Below are 14,809 nucleotides of genomic sequence, written 5' to 3'. Positions count from 1 at the left end.
GTTAGGATTATGTTAGAAAAGAATGAAAAGGATTTTTTCTATATAACTGAATTTGAATTAGATGAATTATCTAAATTCTATTTAGAAAAACCTTTATCTTTTGTATTTTATTCATATTTAGAAGAAACTGGATATTTGAAAAAATTCTCTTTAGATAAATGTCAGAATTTTTTTAATAGAATAAATTTCAATAAGGCATGTTTTGAAGTTTTATTTAAAGATAATTCAGTTTTCACTATTGGAAATGGTGAAATAAATGTTACGGGTTTTGACAATAATTTTTCTATTAGGTTTGAGCTTTGAATCTTTTGCTGGTGATTTGCAAGTTAGAAACGGTAAATTAGCCTATCCTTTGACTGAAAAATTTAATGAAAATGGTTTCAGACCTTGGAAAATTATTGGTGGTGGAATTGATCAAGAGTATCAGTCTAGATTCGACAAATCACTTCATGTTCGCGAAGCCTCTACCGGTCTCCGTTCCGCCTCAACTGTACCCGTAACGATAGAAGCCCAAGTATCTCGAAAAGCCGTCCTTTCAGGCGCATTTCGCCTGGTAAAAGCAGGTGCAAAACTTGCTTTAAAAGCTGCTCCTTATGTTGGTGCTGCTTCATATGCTTATGATGCCTATCAGGCCGTTAATCCGTCTCTTGAATCTGCTGGATATGAATACAATGATGTAAGCAACGAGTATTTAAAAGTTTATAAAGATGCTTTATGTACGATTGATAAAGATTCCTGTGTAGGCGTTGATACATCTGTTATGCGTGCATTAAGTAAAGGTGGCGTTAGTGAAAAACAAGCTCAACAATTATTAGTAATGCAAGTTGAATCAGAATTTAAAAAGTATTTTGATAATGTCATAAAACCTAATGAACCAGGTATTTATTTTATAAATTGTTTTTGGCTCGATGGAGTAGCCTGTGAAACTAGTAAACAATCTCGATATGGTTATTATTTTCAAAATAGAGCTTTAACAAAAATTTTAGAAGAGGATGAATTTTTAAATATTGCCACTTCTATAATTGACGGAAATCCTACCCCTTTTGTAGAAGGTACGGGCAAACCTGAATATAAAGAAAATATCAAAGTCCCTGCCGGTACAGTTGTAACCATTGGCCCTGTCACTCCCGAAAATGGCAAGCCGGTGCAAATTACCATTACTTTCGGTCAAGATTCAAACGGCAAAACAAACGCAACGGTAATCACAACCCCGCGTCCCGACCTCACACCGGGCAGCCCTGCAGCTCCTAAAACCAACTCAACACCTACACCGGGAGAAAATGGCAAGCCTGGCTCTCAACCAGACCCAACGCCTGACGGTAGCCCGTCCGATAAGCCAAAACCAGATCCTGACGACAGCCCTAGCGGCAAAGACAATCCAAAACCCGACGATAAGCCCGACCCTGACAGCAAAGACGATCCAAAAAAAGATGAAGGACCTAAAGAGGATGACAAGCCCAAAGAAGACGGAGGTTTGCTTTGTAAAGTGTTTCCGAATATTTTGGCCTGCGACGAATTGCCCGAAAAAGAAGAACCTGATTTAGAGATTCCCGAAGAACAAATAGATTTGAACTTCACACCTGACAATACTTTTAGAGAGTATGGCGAATGCCCTGCTCCGGTAACGTTTCAGGCATTGGGTGCTGAATACAGAATCAGTCTTGAGCCTGCGTGTAATTTAGCTGCCATGATTAGACCCTTTATTATCGCTATGGCTTGGCTGGTGGCTTCGTTCTTCGTGTCTAGAGTTGTCAGAAATAACGCATAGGGGGATTTATGAAATTTTTAGCTGCTCTTGCTCCATATTTGATAAATCATGTTGTCAAATACATTCTGACTGCTTTAGGGGTGTCTATTATTACTTATGTTGGTTTTGATGCCCTTATGAGCAATCTTAAAAATCAGTTTATAAGCAGTATGGGCGCAGTTCCCGCCGGAGCGATCCAAATTTTTTACATTGCAGGTGGCGGCGTTGTTCTGAACATCATGTTCGGAATGCTCGCTTTTGTCGTTACGTTTAAAACTCTGTCTAAATTAAGCTTTGGCAAGAAAGGATAAAGATGGCCGCCATTACCCTGATAACAGGAAAACCAAGAATCGGCAAAACCGCCTTTGCCGTCGAACTGCTTATGTTTGATGACTATTATAAAGGCCGTAAAATCTTCTCCAACATCAACGGCCTTTTGATAGACCATCATCAACCGCCGGAAGGTCATAGCTGGGAAGACATGTATGAATGGCTGAAATGGAAAGAGAATATCGGCTCAGTTGTCATTTATGACGAAGTGCAATATTTGTTTCCGACACGTTCCAGCGGTTCAAAAATGCCTGAAAACGTCGCCTTTTTGAACATTCACGGCCATTACGGTATCGACATGATACTAATCACACAATCGCCCAAGCTGCTTGACGTGAATCTGCGCGAAGTCGTGAACAAGCATATCCATATAGCTGCAAACAAAATGGGCGGACTGACAAGGCTTGAATGGAACGAAGTAGCTTTAAACCCGACACAGCAATCAAGAAACGCCTTGTCCAGTTCGCATAAAATTAGGGAAGAGGTTCTTGAATACTACAAATCTGCAGAAGTGCATACCGCCCATTCGCACGTCAAATCAAGGTGGTATTACATCATAATCGCCATGTTGTTTATCCTGCCGTGTATCTTAGGTTTGGTCGGATTCATGGGCTATAAGATGTATCAGGGTTATAAAGAAAAAGCAGGAATAACGGCAAAGGCCGAAGCAGCAAAAGAAGATACAGGTTTCAAAAATCCGCTTGACCCTGAAAACCAAAAAGAAATGATGCCGCAAAGTGGAATTCAGGGGCAAAACCTCAAACCTGAAGATTTTGTCCCTGTTCTTGCCGAAAAGCCCGAAAGTAAACCCATCTATAACGGCGTCCGACAAGTTAAAACATTTGAGTACCCCGTCGGCTGTGTTGATGGTGGCAAAAGCGGATGTACCTGCTATTCATCGCAAGGTACACCGCTGAAAGAAATCACTAAGGCAATGTGCAAAGACTACGCCCATAATGGCCTGCCGTTTAATCCCTACAAAGAGTCCGACCACAGCTCAAACCAAGCGCAGACAGCGCCATCCGCGTCGGATACTAGCGCAGGCGTGCAAGTCGCATCACTAGGCGGCCAAAGCCCTCAAAACCTTATGTATGACGGATATGTAGAAGCAGGCGCAAAGTTCACACCGCAAAGCGGCGCGGTAGTCGAATCCGCGCAATGACAAAGGCTGTCTGAAACCAGTTCAGACGGCCTTTAAATAAAAGCTGCTTGATTCCTTTAAAAAGCGCGGCGTAAAAACCTATCTAAAGAGCAGAAACCTAAATCCCGCGATTTTTAAAGGAAGCAAGTAGCAATGGCCGCGCGGCAGAGCGCAATTTTAGAAAAGAAAGAATAGAAAAGCAAAGAGATTGAAACATCTGATATACTCAAAACGTCAGCGGTCTAGCTAACCCTGACAACATCCGCCGAGCCTGAAAGTTCCCGAATCATCAAGATTGGGAGAAAGATAAGGACGGCGGATTTTTTCATATTTAATTTGAGTAGCATCAAAGGCCAAGAGCCTGCATAGTAAGGGAAAAAATATGAGAAATACCGTAGGACTCGACATATCCGCAGAAACATTTGACGCAGTCGCATTAATAGACGGCCAAACGGCCTATAAGAAGTTCCAAAACAACCAAGACGGCATAGAAAGCCTGAAAAATTGGATAAACGGCCAAAGTATCGAAGACGGCCAAAACATTTACATCATCATGGAAGCCACCGGCAACTACTACGAAGCCGTCGCCGACAACCTCGCCGATGATTACCATGTTTCCGTTATCAATCCCCTAAAAATCAAACGGTATGCCGATTACCGTTTTAATCGAACAAAAACCGACAAACAAGACGCAAAACTAATAGCAGAATTTGGTCAAAACGCCCTAGCAAAAGACCTACCCAAGCACAAAAGGCCGTCTGAAAACATCCAAAGCCTCAAACGCCTGTTGAGCCTGCAAAACCAACTGAAAGAACAGCTGACAGCACAAAAAAACAGGCTGAAAGCAGCAAAAGACAGCTTTGTACAACAAATCCACCAAAAGCAGATAGACGAACTCAACCAGCATCTGCAAGACGTGGACGGCCAAATCAAACAAACGGCCAAAGCAGACAAAGCCATTCAAGAAACCGCCAAACGCCTACAAACCATCCCATCAGTCGGCCAAACAACGGCTATATACCTAACCGTTCATCTCCTTACCGCACATTTCAAAAACGCCAACCACTTTACAGCATTCGCTGGCATGAGCCCGCAACAGAAAAAATCAGGGACAAGCGTCAACGGCAAAGAAAAGCTGACAAGGTATGGCAACAGAAAACTACGCGGCGCCCTCTTCATGGCCGCCATGGTAGCCATGCGTCAAAATTACTTTCCCGACTTCACCAAAAGACTGCAAAAAGCCAAAAAGCCCAAGATGGTTATTATCTGCGCCCTGATGAGAAAGCTACTCGTCATTGCCTATCATCTGCACAAAAACCAAACCGACTTCGATCCGAGTCGGTACAAACAAGCGTAAAGAGCCTTAACAAAAACGCAAAAGCTACGCGGATAATCGTAAAATATTCGCGCGGCCAATTGCATTCTGTAAAAATTGCAAAACTAAATAAACAGGAAAAACAATAATATACAAAAATGACAGTAAATTACTATTGCATGTTAAAGTAGCATCTTTCTCATTTCGCAGTGCTACAATACCGTCAACCAATTTACGCAATTCGTTAATGTTGTAGCTCCCTTTCTCATTTCGCAGTGCTACAATTTATTGCTGAGATTTATTTCACTTCCCAATGTTGTAGCTCCCTTTCTCATTTCGCAGTGCTACAATACTTCGATGGGAAATCCTTATTCTATAAGGGTTTCCCGTTTTATTTTGTCTAATAAAATGAGCTTAAAATAATAATAGTTGGTCGGAATTTACCCTTTTTTCTTGGGTTTTCAGCTCTCCCAACAGCAGTTTCATGGTGGCATATTGCTTTTCTGTTACTTCCAAACAGCGGATTGAACCTTCTTGCGGTAGGTTTGCACATAGCCTATTGTGGTGTTTTTGTAACGAGTCTCGACCTTTGACAATACGGCTGTATACAGAAAGTTGGAGCATTTGGTATCCATCTTTTAATAGAAACTGGCGGAATTGATTGGCGGCTTTGCGCTTTGCCGTTGTGGTGACCGGTAGGTCGAAGAAGACGATAATCCTCATAAATTTGGCCTCACTCATATTGGTATTCTTTCAATGGCAAGATTTCAGGCAGTTTCAGCTGTTTGGCGTTTTTATCGGTTACGCTGGCTTGAAATGAGGAAATCATTTTGTCTATGGCAGCCAAGGTGCTGAAATGTTGTCGTTTGATACAGATTTGACAGTGAAGGGTCTTGATAAGGTTTTGTTTGAGATTGGAGGTCAGATCAGTTTTCAGACGGCCTTGTTCATGCAAATGTATAACGACCAGGTCGGCCAATGGGCGTAAGGGTTCGATAAAGTCATCGGCGAGGTTGAATGGATTTAGTTCGCTTCTATGAAACAAGCCTAATGCAGGCAACCATCCATATAAAGTCAGGGCGCGTGCAACTGCTGCACGGAGTACGGCGTAGGTGTAGTTCAATGCGGCATTGACGGCATTGTTGTCATTGCGAGTAAACTTTTCTCCAAAGAGGGCTTGGAAGTAGAGGGCGGCAGCTTGGGCTTCACGGTTTCCTGTATCGCCCGAACGGACTTCGACTGCCAAAGTGCGCAGCCGTTTGGCGGCAAGATCATTGCCTGTTTCGTCTGCGACAAATGCTTGATTTAGGATTTTTTGGCGGATGATATGTTGCCAGAGTTGCTTTTTTAAGGGTTCGCTTATATTCAGCTGCAGCTTGAGGATTTTAAGTTGGCGGTGATATTGGGCATAAGGCAGCCATTGTCCGCAGGGTAGGAACTGTTCGTCACATGTCAGCAGGGTTGAGCCATGTTCGGCTAAGGCTGATAGGAGCGGGGCAGTAATCAGGGTTTCGCGGTTTTCGATGATGATAACGGCGATGTCTTCTAATGGTACGGTATGGGACTCGCCGTTTTGTTGAATCAGCAGTTGCCGGCATTGCAAGGATAGTTTGCCGCCATTTTGAATGAGCAGGCTGCGCCAAGTCATGTTTTTCCCCTTATTTTGATATAAAAAATCCCTGCTTCAGGCCGTCTGAAACAGGGATAGATTAATTTAGCAGACAGGCGGGCGTTTTTTCAGACGGCATGGTCTGATTTCTTTGCCCAGTTCATCGATTTGGTATTTTTGCATCAATACAAGATTTTGGGTACTAATACGGAATTGCTGTTCTTTAGAGCCTTTATCATGCCAAGCTAAATAGAATCGTCCATTAGAGCTATCACAGTTGATATAGTAGGCGAATTCTACTTTAGATTTTTCATCTTTCTGAAAAGCAATCAGATCATACTTATGCAAGCTAAAACAGAATGTATAGCTATCATCAATCCGGTATCCTTTACAATCAATATCGGGAAGAATGTTTTCAGCAACCTGCCAAGCATAGATGGGAACAATAAAATACTGATTTTTTCCTTTCTTATCCACTTTACAGAACACATCAACACGTACCATGTCTCCATTATCTGCAATGGTATAAGCATTTTTTTTGTTTAATAAGACTCCGCTCTCTTGGGTTTTTTCGACCCTCACAGCTTTAACCAGTTGTCCCCCCTTTTTATAAAACGGATTGTCCTTAGGGTCAAATGCTTGTTTAGCATTACCTCCATATGCCCCTAAACGTGCCTTAAGAGCCTCATATAATTCAATCTCCCTACCATTTTTATAATTAACCATATTTTCAAGGTCGGCCAACTTGATTTCGGTTAACCATACTCGTTTAACACTAATTTTTTCATTATGTTTAACAAATCGTTTAGCAGATCTCAAAGTATCTTTATGTGCACCGCTCATCTTCCGATTGGGCGCGCGTGAAACAAACAGTGGCGTAACGTATTCATGTACGGCTTCGGGGCGAGATGATAATTTTTCGGCAAGCAACGCGCGCAGTTTTTCTGGGGTATCGGCTTCTTCAAATTCGGGTTTGCCGTCCGGTTTGCCGAAGACGCGAAGCATGACTTCTTGTGCGAAAAATTCCCAAGGTTGCGGGAAGTGTGTTTTTTGATGCAGCACTTCTCCTGTTTCTTTATCTATGGTTTTCCCGTCAAACGCGTTCATCTCTTTATGGTGTACAAAATGGGTAATTTTCTGCTGCATGGCAACGGTTGAGCAGGCAACGACGACGGCGTCCAAGGCGTGATGGCGGTCGTTTTCCGCACGCACTTTGCGTAATCCCCAAAAGCCGCGCAACAGATTGGTAATTTGTCCGTTGGATGCAAAGACACGTCTTTTCCCTTTACCTGTCAGCCGCATACGGTCAGCAATAAATTGGCACAGGAAACGGTTGACGTAGCGCGTATCGTTCAGATTGCGTTCTTTAAAGCCGTCTTCGTCGAATTTTTGCAGCAGAATCCGTTGTTTTTTACTGCGAGGAAAACGGCTGGTTTCAACACGCGCTTTAAATTCCTGCCATTCGCGGCTGTTGTCTTTGCCGTTGAAGTATTCGTAAGGGGTTTGGTTGCTTTTGTTTTGGTTTTCGCTGCCCAATACCAGCACTTTATTGTTGAAACTATCGTCCCATGTGCGCGAGAACGGCAGGGCATGGTCGATTTCGACATAGCCTTTTTCGTTCAGACGGCCTAGGTTGATTTCTTTGCCCGAATACAGGCATTTGCCGTGTTGTTGCTCGTACAGGCGCAGTTTCAGAATATCTTTGGATTTGGGTTCGCCGACAAAATTGGGGAAATACTCTCGGAATTTAGCGGCGGCTTTTTCCCGGTCTTTACGGTTTTCTTCTTGGCGTTTTTCGATTTCTTTGCGGTCTTTAAACGATTTGCCTACTTCCCTTGCCGTTTCAATATGGATACGCGCAGGGGAGCCGTAACGGCGTACAACGGCGTTAATGACCTTACGTGCTTGAGATAAGGCGCGCAAGACGACGGGGTTGCGGATTTCGTCGGCAGGGATGGGCGGCAGATAAATCTTTTCTTCCGTATTCTTCTTGCCATAATGGTCTCCGTAGATTTCGGCGCAGGCTTCATCGTAACGTTTGCCTTGCTCCATTAGAGGCACAATTCGGCGCAATGCTTTCAAGGAAATTTGGACGAACTTGTCGAAGTTGATGTGTTTCAACAGCGCTTCTAAGATTTCGGGCTGAACACGGTCTTTCAGACGGCCTGTAATGTCTTCATCGGTTTTGAATAGGGAGAATGCCATGCCGATTTCATCTTGTAATTCGGGAGAAAGGTTTAATGGGGATTTTTTGTCTTTCAATCCTTCTTTTTCCAGCGCACGGCTGATGGCATGGTAGGCCTTTATTTCCATCAATGTTGAGGTTTCGGCATTGTCTTTACCATAGTGTAATCCTTTGAAAAAGGCGGTATCTTCTAAACCCAGTAGCTTACGGGCTTGTGCGTAAGTCAGTTTCTTTTTATACGGCTGATTTATAAGTATGGTGCGTTCGGTATCGGTCAATGGCCGCTCGCTGCCTTGCTCTAAAATACGCAGGTTGTTCAGCTTGGTCAGCCAGATGAAACGTTCGGCTGTGTAGGTGTTTTTAGCGGCTTTCGGCTCTGTCGGTTCGAAGGTGCAATGCCCCAACATTTTTTGAATGGCATCGCCGGACAGAGCAGGGCGTTGCGCCATCAGCAGGGTTTCAATACCTTCTTTAAGGCCGTCTGAAACATGCGGATTGCCGAATTCTTTTTGTTTTTCAAACAGCAAAACCAGCTCCACCTGTAAATCTTCGCGGCTGAACGTATGCGAATAATCGCCGCGCTGGTTGCGGATATGGCCGCTTTCTTTTTCAAATTTATTTAAAGCCAATTCGGCCGGAGTGCGGAAATTGCCTGTCTTTAAGGCTTGAGTGTTACTCTTCATACCTGCACGCAAAGCCCCAAGCTCCTTATCGGCAGTTTGCTCTTCATTTTTCCGTTTCGACAAATAGCCGCGATGTTTGATTAAATGCAACAAGACTGCCGACCACTCCAAAGGCGTCAGTTTGCGGTCTAATGCGGCTGCGCGAAGTTGCCATGGTGTATTCGGTAAGGATTTAATCAAGCCGTTTTCATCAAAATCGGCAGCCTGTAATACGCCCTCGCGTTTCAATAGGCGACGGGCCCGAAGCAGGCGGTGGGCGCGACGGCGGGTCAGGCGGCGGACGCTGCGTGCTAAGCGTCTTACCGCTGCGAGAGAGTCGCCTGTTTTTGGTACTTCGGCCCGCTCAAATACGCGCACGCCCAAATCAATCAGGCGTATGGGGTTTTCTTCTTCGTCAATTTCTACCATCGCCCAGCCGACGGATGCGATGCCGATATCGAGGCCGAGGACGTAGTTGATTGGATTGGGTTTGAATGTAGCCATCAGTTTCTCCGTAATATGATGTTTGGTAAGTATAAATATATCCTAGGTAAGTATTACCATGCAAATGAAATACTTGACTAGGTACCGATTTGGAATTAGAATCTGTCCATATTGTTGCACTGCGAAATGAGAAACGTTGCTACAATAAGGCCGTCTGAAAAGATGTGCCGCAACGCTCTGCCCCTTAAGGCTTCTGCTTTAAGGGGCATCGTTTTGTCTAAATGGCAGGGATTAAAAAGGCCGTCTGAAATTTCAGACGGCCTTTGGTTTTACCAGATATCGGATTTGATTTTGCGTTTCAAGCCTGGGTGTTCAGAGAGTTTGAACTCTGGGTCTTTACCCATTTTCAGCTTGGCTGTGTAGTCTTTCAACAGCAGGAAGGCAAGTGGGGACAGGAGCAGGATGGCGACGAGGTTAATCCATGCCATGATGCCCATGGCCATGTCTGCCATATCCCATACCAAGGGTACGTTGGCAACTGCGCCGAAGTAGACCCATGCCAAAACCAGCATACGGAAAACGGCGGTAACCAGCCAATGGCTCTTGATGAATTGGACGTTGGACTCGGCATAGGCATAGTTACCGATAACGGTTGAAAAGGCAAACATAAACAGGATGACGGCAAGGAAGCCCGCGCCCCATTGACCCACTTGGCTGACAATCGCTGCCTGCGTCAACGCCGCACCGCTCAGGTCGCCGTAAGGCTGCTGATAGGTCAAGACGATAAAGGCGGTACATGAGCAGACGATGATGGTATCGACGAAAACGCCCAGCATTTGAATCATGCCTTGGGAGACGGGGTGTTTCACTTCGGCAGCGGCGGCGGCATTCGGCGCGGAACCCATACCCGCCTCATTGGAATACAGGCCGCGTTTGATACCCTGCATCATGGTGGTCGAAATCAGACCGCCGAGGAAACCGCCTGCAGCCGAATCGAAGTTGAACGCGTTGGAGAAAATCTGACCGAACACGTCAGGAATCAGGGAAATATTGGTAGCAATGATGAAGAGTGCTATGACGAGATATAAAACCGCCATCAGCGGAACGATGATTTCCGCGGCTTTAGATACGCGACGGATACCGCCGAAGATAATAGGGGCAGTCAGAATGACCAGGGCGACACCGACATAGTGTTGATCCCAGCCCCATGCCGCTTTGGTGGTATCGGCGATGGTATTGGTCTGTACAGCTTCAAATACAAAGCCGAAACAGAAAATCAGGCTCAGGGCGAACAAAACGCCCAGCCATTTTTGTCCCAGGCCTTGAGTGATGTAGTAGGCAGGGCCGCCGCGGAAGTGGTGGTTGTCGTAGTCCCGAACTTTAAAGAGTTGGGCCAGTGAAGATTCGACAAACGCCGAACTCATGCCGATTAAGGCGGTTACCCACATCCAGAACACCGCGCCCGGTCCGCCGAGTTTGATGGCAATCGCCACGCCGGCGATGTTGCCCACGCCTACGCGGCTGGCCAAGCCGGTAACGAATGCTTGGAACGGTGTGATTCCGTGCGGATCATCACCTTGTTTGCGGCCGCCCAACATTTCTTTAATACTGCGGCCGAAGAGGCGGAATTGTACAAAACCGGTGGTAACGGTGAAAAAGAGGCCTGCGCCTAAAAGCATATATACCAACCCCGACCACATTTGGTCGTTGATGGCGTTTATCAAGCCGTGAAGCTGTTCGAAAAATTGATCCATACAAACCTTTCAGAGTTTCTGCATTTTCAGACGGCCTGTGTGTGGAGGCTGTCTGTAACTGGATGTATTCTAGCAGACTGTCAACAAACTGAAAAACGTTTACATATTCTTTTTTATATTATCTTTTTGATTATCATGTAATTTTATTATTATGGTGTAAAGGATTTATCGATTTAAACTCTTCCGTTTTACATATTTGAACAAAAAGACCGCCTGAAAACAGAGTCTTGTTTTCAGACGGCCTTGATTTTATTTCAATGCGTTATTCGGGACGCATTTGTGGGAACAGAATCACGTCGCGGATGGTTTGCGAATCGGTCAGCAACATTACCAAGCGGTCGATACCGATGCCGCAGCCGCCTGTCGGTGGCAGGCCGAATTCCATGGCGCGGATGTAGTCGGCATCGTAGTGCATGGCTTCGTCGTCACCGGCATCTTTTTGCGCCACTTGCGCTTTGAAGCGTTCGGCTTGATCTTCCGGATCGTTCAACTCGGAATAGCCGTTTGCCAGTTCGCGGCCGACAACGAAAAGCTCGAAGCGTTCGGTCAAACCCGGTTTGCTGTCGGATGCGCGTGCCAATGGCGATACTTCGACAGGGTAGTCGATGATGAAAGTCGGGTTCCACAGTTTGCCCTCGGCGCAACCTTCAAACAGGGCGAGTTGCAGGCTGCCGATACCCGGAGACGGAGGCAGGCTTTCGCCGTGTTTGACGATTTCTTTTTTCAGCCATTCTTCATCGTTCAACTGCTCATCGGTATAGTGCGGATTGTATTTCTTGATGGCACCGAGAATGGTCAGGCGTTCAAACGGGCTTTCCAAATCGACTTCTTTTCCGTTGTAGCTGATTTTTGCCGTACCGTTTACCGCGCGGGAAGCGTTGCGGATGATGTCTTCCGCCATTTGCATCATGCGTTCGTAGTCGGAGAAAGCTTCGTAGAATTCGATCATGGTGAATTCAGGGTTGTGGCGTACGGACATGCCTTCGTTGCGGAAGCTGCGGTTGATTTCAAACACGCGTTCCAAGCCGCCGACAACCAAGCGTTTCAGATACAGCTCGGGAGCGATGCGCAGGTAGAGTGGAATATCCAAAGCGTTGTGGTGGGTAACGAAAGGTTTCGCTGTTGCACCGCCCGGAATCGGGTGCATCATTGGGGTTTCAACTTCCAAATAATGCTCGTTGACCATGAAATTGCGCACGGATTGGATGATTTGGCTGCGTTTGATGAAGGTATTGCGCGATTCTTCGTTGGCAATCAAATCGACGTAGCGTTGACGGTATTTGGTTTCCTGATCGCTCAAGCCTTTATGTTTGTCGGGCAGAGGACGCAGGGATTTGGACAACAGGCGGATGTTGGACACGCGCACGGTCAATTCGCCGTGGTTGGTTTTGAACAAAGTACCTTCCGCGCCGACGATGTCGCCCAAGTCCCAGTGGTTGAAGTCGTCCAAAACTTCTTGGCTCACGCCTTTGTTGTTCAAATAAAGCTGGATTTGACCGGTAACGTCTTGAATGGTGGCGAAGCTGGCTTTGCCCATTTGACGTTTGAGCATCATGCGACCGGCCACTTTGACGGGAATACCTTGCGGGTCGAGTTCTTCTTTGCTGATTTCACCGTATTGGGTATGCAGGTCGGCGGCAAAGCTGTCGCGTTTGAAATCGTTAGGGTAGGCGTTGCGTTCTTTGCGGATGTTGTGCAGTTTCTCGCGGCGCAGGGCGATGATTTGGTTTTCGTCCAACTGCGGCTCGATTTGCGGATTGTTTTGTTCGCTCATGGTGTTTTCCGGAAAAATGACTCAGGCTGCCGGAGTTTTCAGACGGCCTGAATAAAGTGAAAAATTGGCTCTATTTTACGCGATGTCGGTGTTTTTTTCTATAAAGGCAGAAAGGCCGTCCGAAACCTGAAAAATCAGTTTCAGACGGCCTTTTGTTTCATGAAGGGCAGTATCGGCAGTTAGATATCGGTTTCCAAATAAACGACTTGGGTTTGCAGATATTCTTCCAAACCATGTTTACCGTCCGCGCCGCCGATACCTGATTTTTTCCAACCGGCATGGAAGCCCTGCATAGCTTCAAAGTTTTCGCGGTTGATGTAGGTTTCGCCGAAACGCAGGCGGCGGGTTACATAAAACGCTTCATTCAGATTGGTGGTATAGACGGAGCTGGTCAGGCCGAATTCGCTGTCGTTTGCCAAGGCGATGACTTGATCGAGTGTGTCGAAAGTGGCAACCGGCAGGACTGGGCCGAAGGTTTCTTCCTTCATGATGTCCATGCTGTTGTCGGTATCGGTCAGCAGGGTCGGCTCGAAGAAATAGCCGCGTCCTTCGGCGCGTTTGCCGCCGCAGACCAGTGTCGCACCTTGTTTGACGGCGCGTTCCACTTTTTCAGCAACGGCTTTGACAGCGCGCTCTTCAATCAGCGGACCCATTTCCAGCGCGCCTGCTTCGGCTTCGGCCGGGTTGCCGTAGCGTACGCCTTTCATGGCGGCGGTCATTTTTTCGATAAACGCGTCTTTCAGGCTGTTGTGGACATACACGCGTTCGGCGCAGTTACAGATTTGGCCGGTATTGCCCACGCGTGAAGCCAAGATGGATTTGACGGCCAGATCCAAGTCGGCATCTTTCAGAACGATGGCAGGGGCTTTGCCTCCGAGTTCCAATGAGACTTTGGTAATGTTGGTGGCGGCGGCTTCCATTACTTGGCGGCCTGCTTCTACAGAACCGGTCAGGCTGACCATATCGACTTGCGGATGTGATGCCAAGGCATTGCCTATTTCTGCGCCAGGGCCGTTGACGACGTTGAATACGCCGGCCGGTAAGCCTGAAGCGTGAACGATTTCAGCAAAAATGTGGCAGTTAATCGGGGTAACGCTGCTTGGTTTGACGACGATAGTATTGCCTGTTACCAAAGCCGGGCCCATTTTTCGGGCAATCAGGAAGAATGGGAAGTTCCACGGCAAAATGCCGGCGATTACGCCCAAAGGACGTTTGAACAATAAAATATTTTCGCGCGGGCGGTCGCTTTGGATGATTTCGCCTTCATAACGGCGCGCCCATTCGGCTTGATAATCGAGATAGTCGGCAGTGAACATGACTTCTATGCGTGCCAAGTCTTTGGTTTTGCCGCCTTCAGCAACAATAGTGTCGGTCAGCTCGTCGGCACGTTCGCGGATGCCTTGGGCGATTTTGCGCAGGTATGCGCCGCGTTCAACGGCAGGCAAACGCTCCCATGCAGTTTGCGCATCTCTGGCCGCGGCAACGGCACGATCAACATCGGCTTTTCCGCCTTTAGGCTCACGCGCGATGACTTCTTCGGTTGCCGGATTCAATACATCACGCCATGTACCGTTAAAGTCGGTTTCAAAGCGGCCGTTGATATACATAGACAGTTGTTTCATCAAACCTTCTCCTGTTGTTGTAGTTGGATGTAGTTTTAGTCTATGCCTAAATTGTCTGGCATACAAGAGGATTTAGCGTGGGTTGATGGTAGGTATTTGGAAGTTTTTAGAAAAATATGATGTGTGGGGAGTTGGGTTTGATTGATTTAAGAGGTTTGTGATGCTTTCAGTTACATCTATAACAGCATTGTGACAAAGCTCGAATATTCTTGATGTTGATAATAAG

Annotated in this window: 11 protein-coding genes; 5 read left to right on the top strand and 6 right to left on the bottom strand. The window is 46.3% G+C overall.

Features of this window, described 5'->3' with window-relative positions:
• The first annotated feature begins 9 nt into the window (after window positions 1-9).
• From LPB400_RS01155 to LPB400_RS01135, 5 genes are all read left to right on the top strand, one after another.
• Entirely contained in the window at window positions 10-303 is a 294-nt protein-coding gene (locus LPB400_RS01155; protein WP_063068744.1) for a hypothetical protein, read from the top strand.
• A complete protein-coding gene (locus LPB400_RS01150) occupies window positions 257-1,768 on the top strand; it encodes an IgG-binding virulence factor TspB family protein (protein ID WP_083290054.1) in 1,512 nt (503 codons plus the stop codon). Before LPB400_RS01155 ends, LPB400_RS01150 begins: the two co-directional genes overlap by 47 nt.
• A gap of 8 nt (window positions 1,769-1,776) precedes the next feature.
• Window positions 1,777-2,058, top strand: coding sequence for a DUF2523 family protein (locus LPB400_RS01145; protein ID WP_070461276.1), 282 nt, complete (start codon window positions 1,777-1,779; stop codon window positions 2,056-2,058).
• Between the two features lie 2 nt (window positions 2,059-2,060).
• Window positions 2,061-3,239, top strand: a complete 1,179-nt coding sequence (locus tag LPB400_RS01140; RefSeq protein WP_070461275.1) for a zonular occludens toxin domain-containing protein — start codon at window positions 2,061-2,063, stop codon at window positions 3,237-3,239.
• A gap of 361 nt (window positions 3,240-3,600) precedes the next feature.
• Window positions 3,601-4,575: an IS110 family transposase gene (locus LPB400_RS01135; protein ID WP_070461274.1), complete on the top strand. Its 975-nt coding sequence runs from the start codon at window positions 3,601-3,603 to the stop codon at window positions 4,573-4,575.
• Window positions 4,576-4,947: 372 nt separating this feature from the next.
• On the opposite strand, the gene cas2 is transcribed toward LPB400_RS01135, so the two are convergent.
• The 6 genes from cas2 to aldA all read right to left on the bottom strand — a co-directional run bounded on the left by cas2 (window position 4,948) and on the right by aldA (window position 14,583).
• Complete coding sequence (gene cas2, locus LPB400_RS01130) at window positions 4,948-5,274, bottom strand: CRISPR-associated endonuclease Cas2 (RefSeq protein WP_070461273.1); 327 nt, start codon at window positions 5,272-5,274, stop codon at window positions 4,948-4,950.
• Window positions 5,267-6,181 (bottom strand): type II CRISPR-associated endonuclease Cas1, encoded by a 915-nt coding sequence (gene cas1, locus LPB400_RS01125; protein ID WP_070461272.1) that lies wholly within the window; start codon window positions 6,179-6,181, stop codon window positions 5,267-5,269. Before cas1 ends, cas2 begins: the two co-directional genes overlap by 8 nt.
• A 66-nt stretch (window positions 6,182-6,247) precedes the next feature.
• Complete coding sequence (gene cas9, locus LPB400_RS01120; protein WP_070461271.1) at window positions 6,248-9,493, bottom strand: type II CRISPR RNA-guided endonuclease Cas9; 3,246 nt, start codon at window positions 9,491-9,493, stop codon at window positions 6,248-6,250.
• 269 nt (window positions 9,494-9,762) lie between these two features.
• Window positions 9,763-11,187, bottom strand: a complete 1,425-nt coding sequence (locus tag LPB400_RS01115) for an alanine/glycine:cation symporter family protein (RefSeq protein WP_219089149.1) — start codon at window positions 11,185-11,187, stop codon at window positions 9,763-9,765.
• 262 nt (window positions 11,188-11,449) lie between these two features.
• The gene (lysS, locus tag LPB400_RS01110) at window positions 11,450-12,961 is read right to left on the bottom strand and encodes a lysine--tRNA ligase (RefSeq protein ID WP_049323415.1); all 1,512 of its coding nucleotides are present in this window, start codon (window positions 12,959-12,961) and stop codon (window positions 11,450-11,452) included.
• 179 nt (window positions 12,962-13,140) lie between these two features.
• Window positions 13,141-14,583 (bottom strand): aldehyde dehydrogenase, encoded by a 1,443-nt coding sequence (gene aldA / locus LPB400_RS01105; protein ID WP_219089147.1) that lies wholly within the window; start codon window positions 14,581-14,583, stop codon window positions 13,141-13,143.
• Between the last annotated feature and the right edge of the window lie 226 nt (window positions 14,584-14,809).

The sequence above is a fragment of the Neisseria perflava genome, from assembly GCF_019334725.1.
Lineage (GTDB): Bacteria > Pseudomonadota > Gammaproteobacteria > Burkholderiales > Neisseriaceae > Neisseria > Neisseria subflava_A.
Note: the sequence above shows the minus strand (reverse complement) of the source record. Positions and strands in the feature narration are given on the sequence as shown.

Coding starts and splice junctions, on each gene's coding strand:
- LPB400_RS01115 (WP_219089149.1), bottom strand. CDS start 11,187: ATGGATCAATTTTTCGAACAGCTTCACGGCTTGATAAACGCCATCAAC.
- lysS (WP_049323415.1), bottom strand. CDS start 12,961: ATGAGCGAACAAAACAATCCGCAAATCGAGCCGCAGTTGGACGAAAAC.
- cas9 (WP_070461271.1), bottom strand. CDS start 9,493: ATGGCTACATTCAAACCCAATCCAATCAACTACGTCCTCGGCCTCGAT.
- LPB400_RS01150 (WP_083290054.1), top strand. CDS start 257: ATGTTACGGGTTTTGACAATAATTTTTCTATTAGGTTTGAGCTTTGAA.
- LPB400_RS01140 (WP_070461275.1), top strand. CDS start 2,061: ATGGCCGCCATTACCCTGATAACAGGAAAACCAAGAATCGGCAAAACC.
- aldA (WP_219089147.1), bottom strand. CDS start 14,583: ATGAAACAACTGTCTATGTATATCAACGGCCGCTTTGAAACCGACTTT.
- LPB400_RS01145 (WP_070461276.1), top strand. CDS start 1,777: ATGAAATTTTTAGCTGCTCTTGCTCCATATTTGATAAATCATGTTGTC.
- LPB400_RS01135 (WP_070461274.1), top strand. CDS start 3,601: ATGAGAAATACCGTAGGACTCGACATATCCGCAGAAACATTTGACGCA.
- cas1 (WP_070461272.1), bottom strand. CDS start 6,181: ATGACTTGGCGCAGCCTGCTCATTCAAAATGGCGGCAAACTATCCTTG.
- LPB400_RS01155 (WP_063068744.1), top strand. CDS start 10: ATGTTAGAAAAGAATGAAAAGGATTTTTTCTATATAACTGAATTTGAA.
- cas2 (WP_070461273.1), bottom strand. CDS start 5,274: ATGAGTGAGGCCAAATTTATGAGGATTATCGTCTTCTTCGACCTACCG.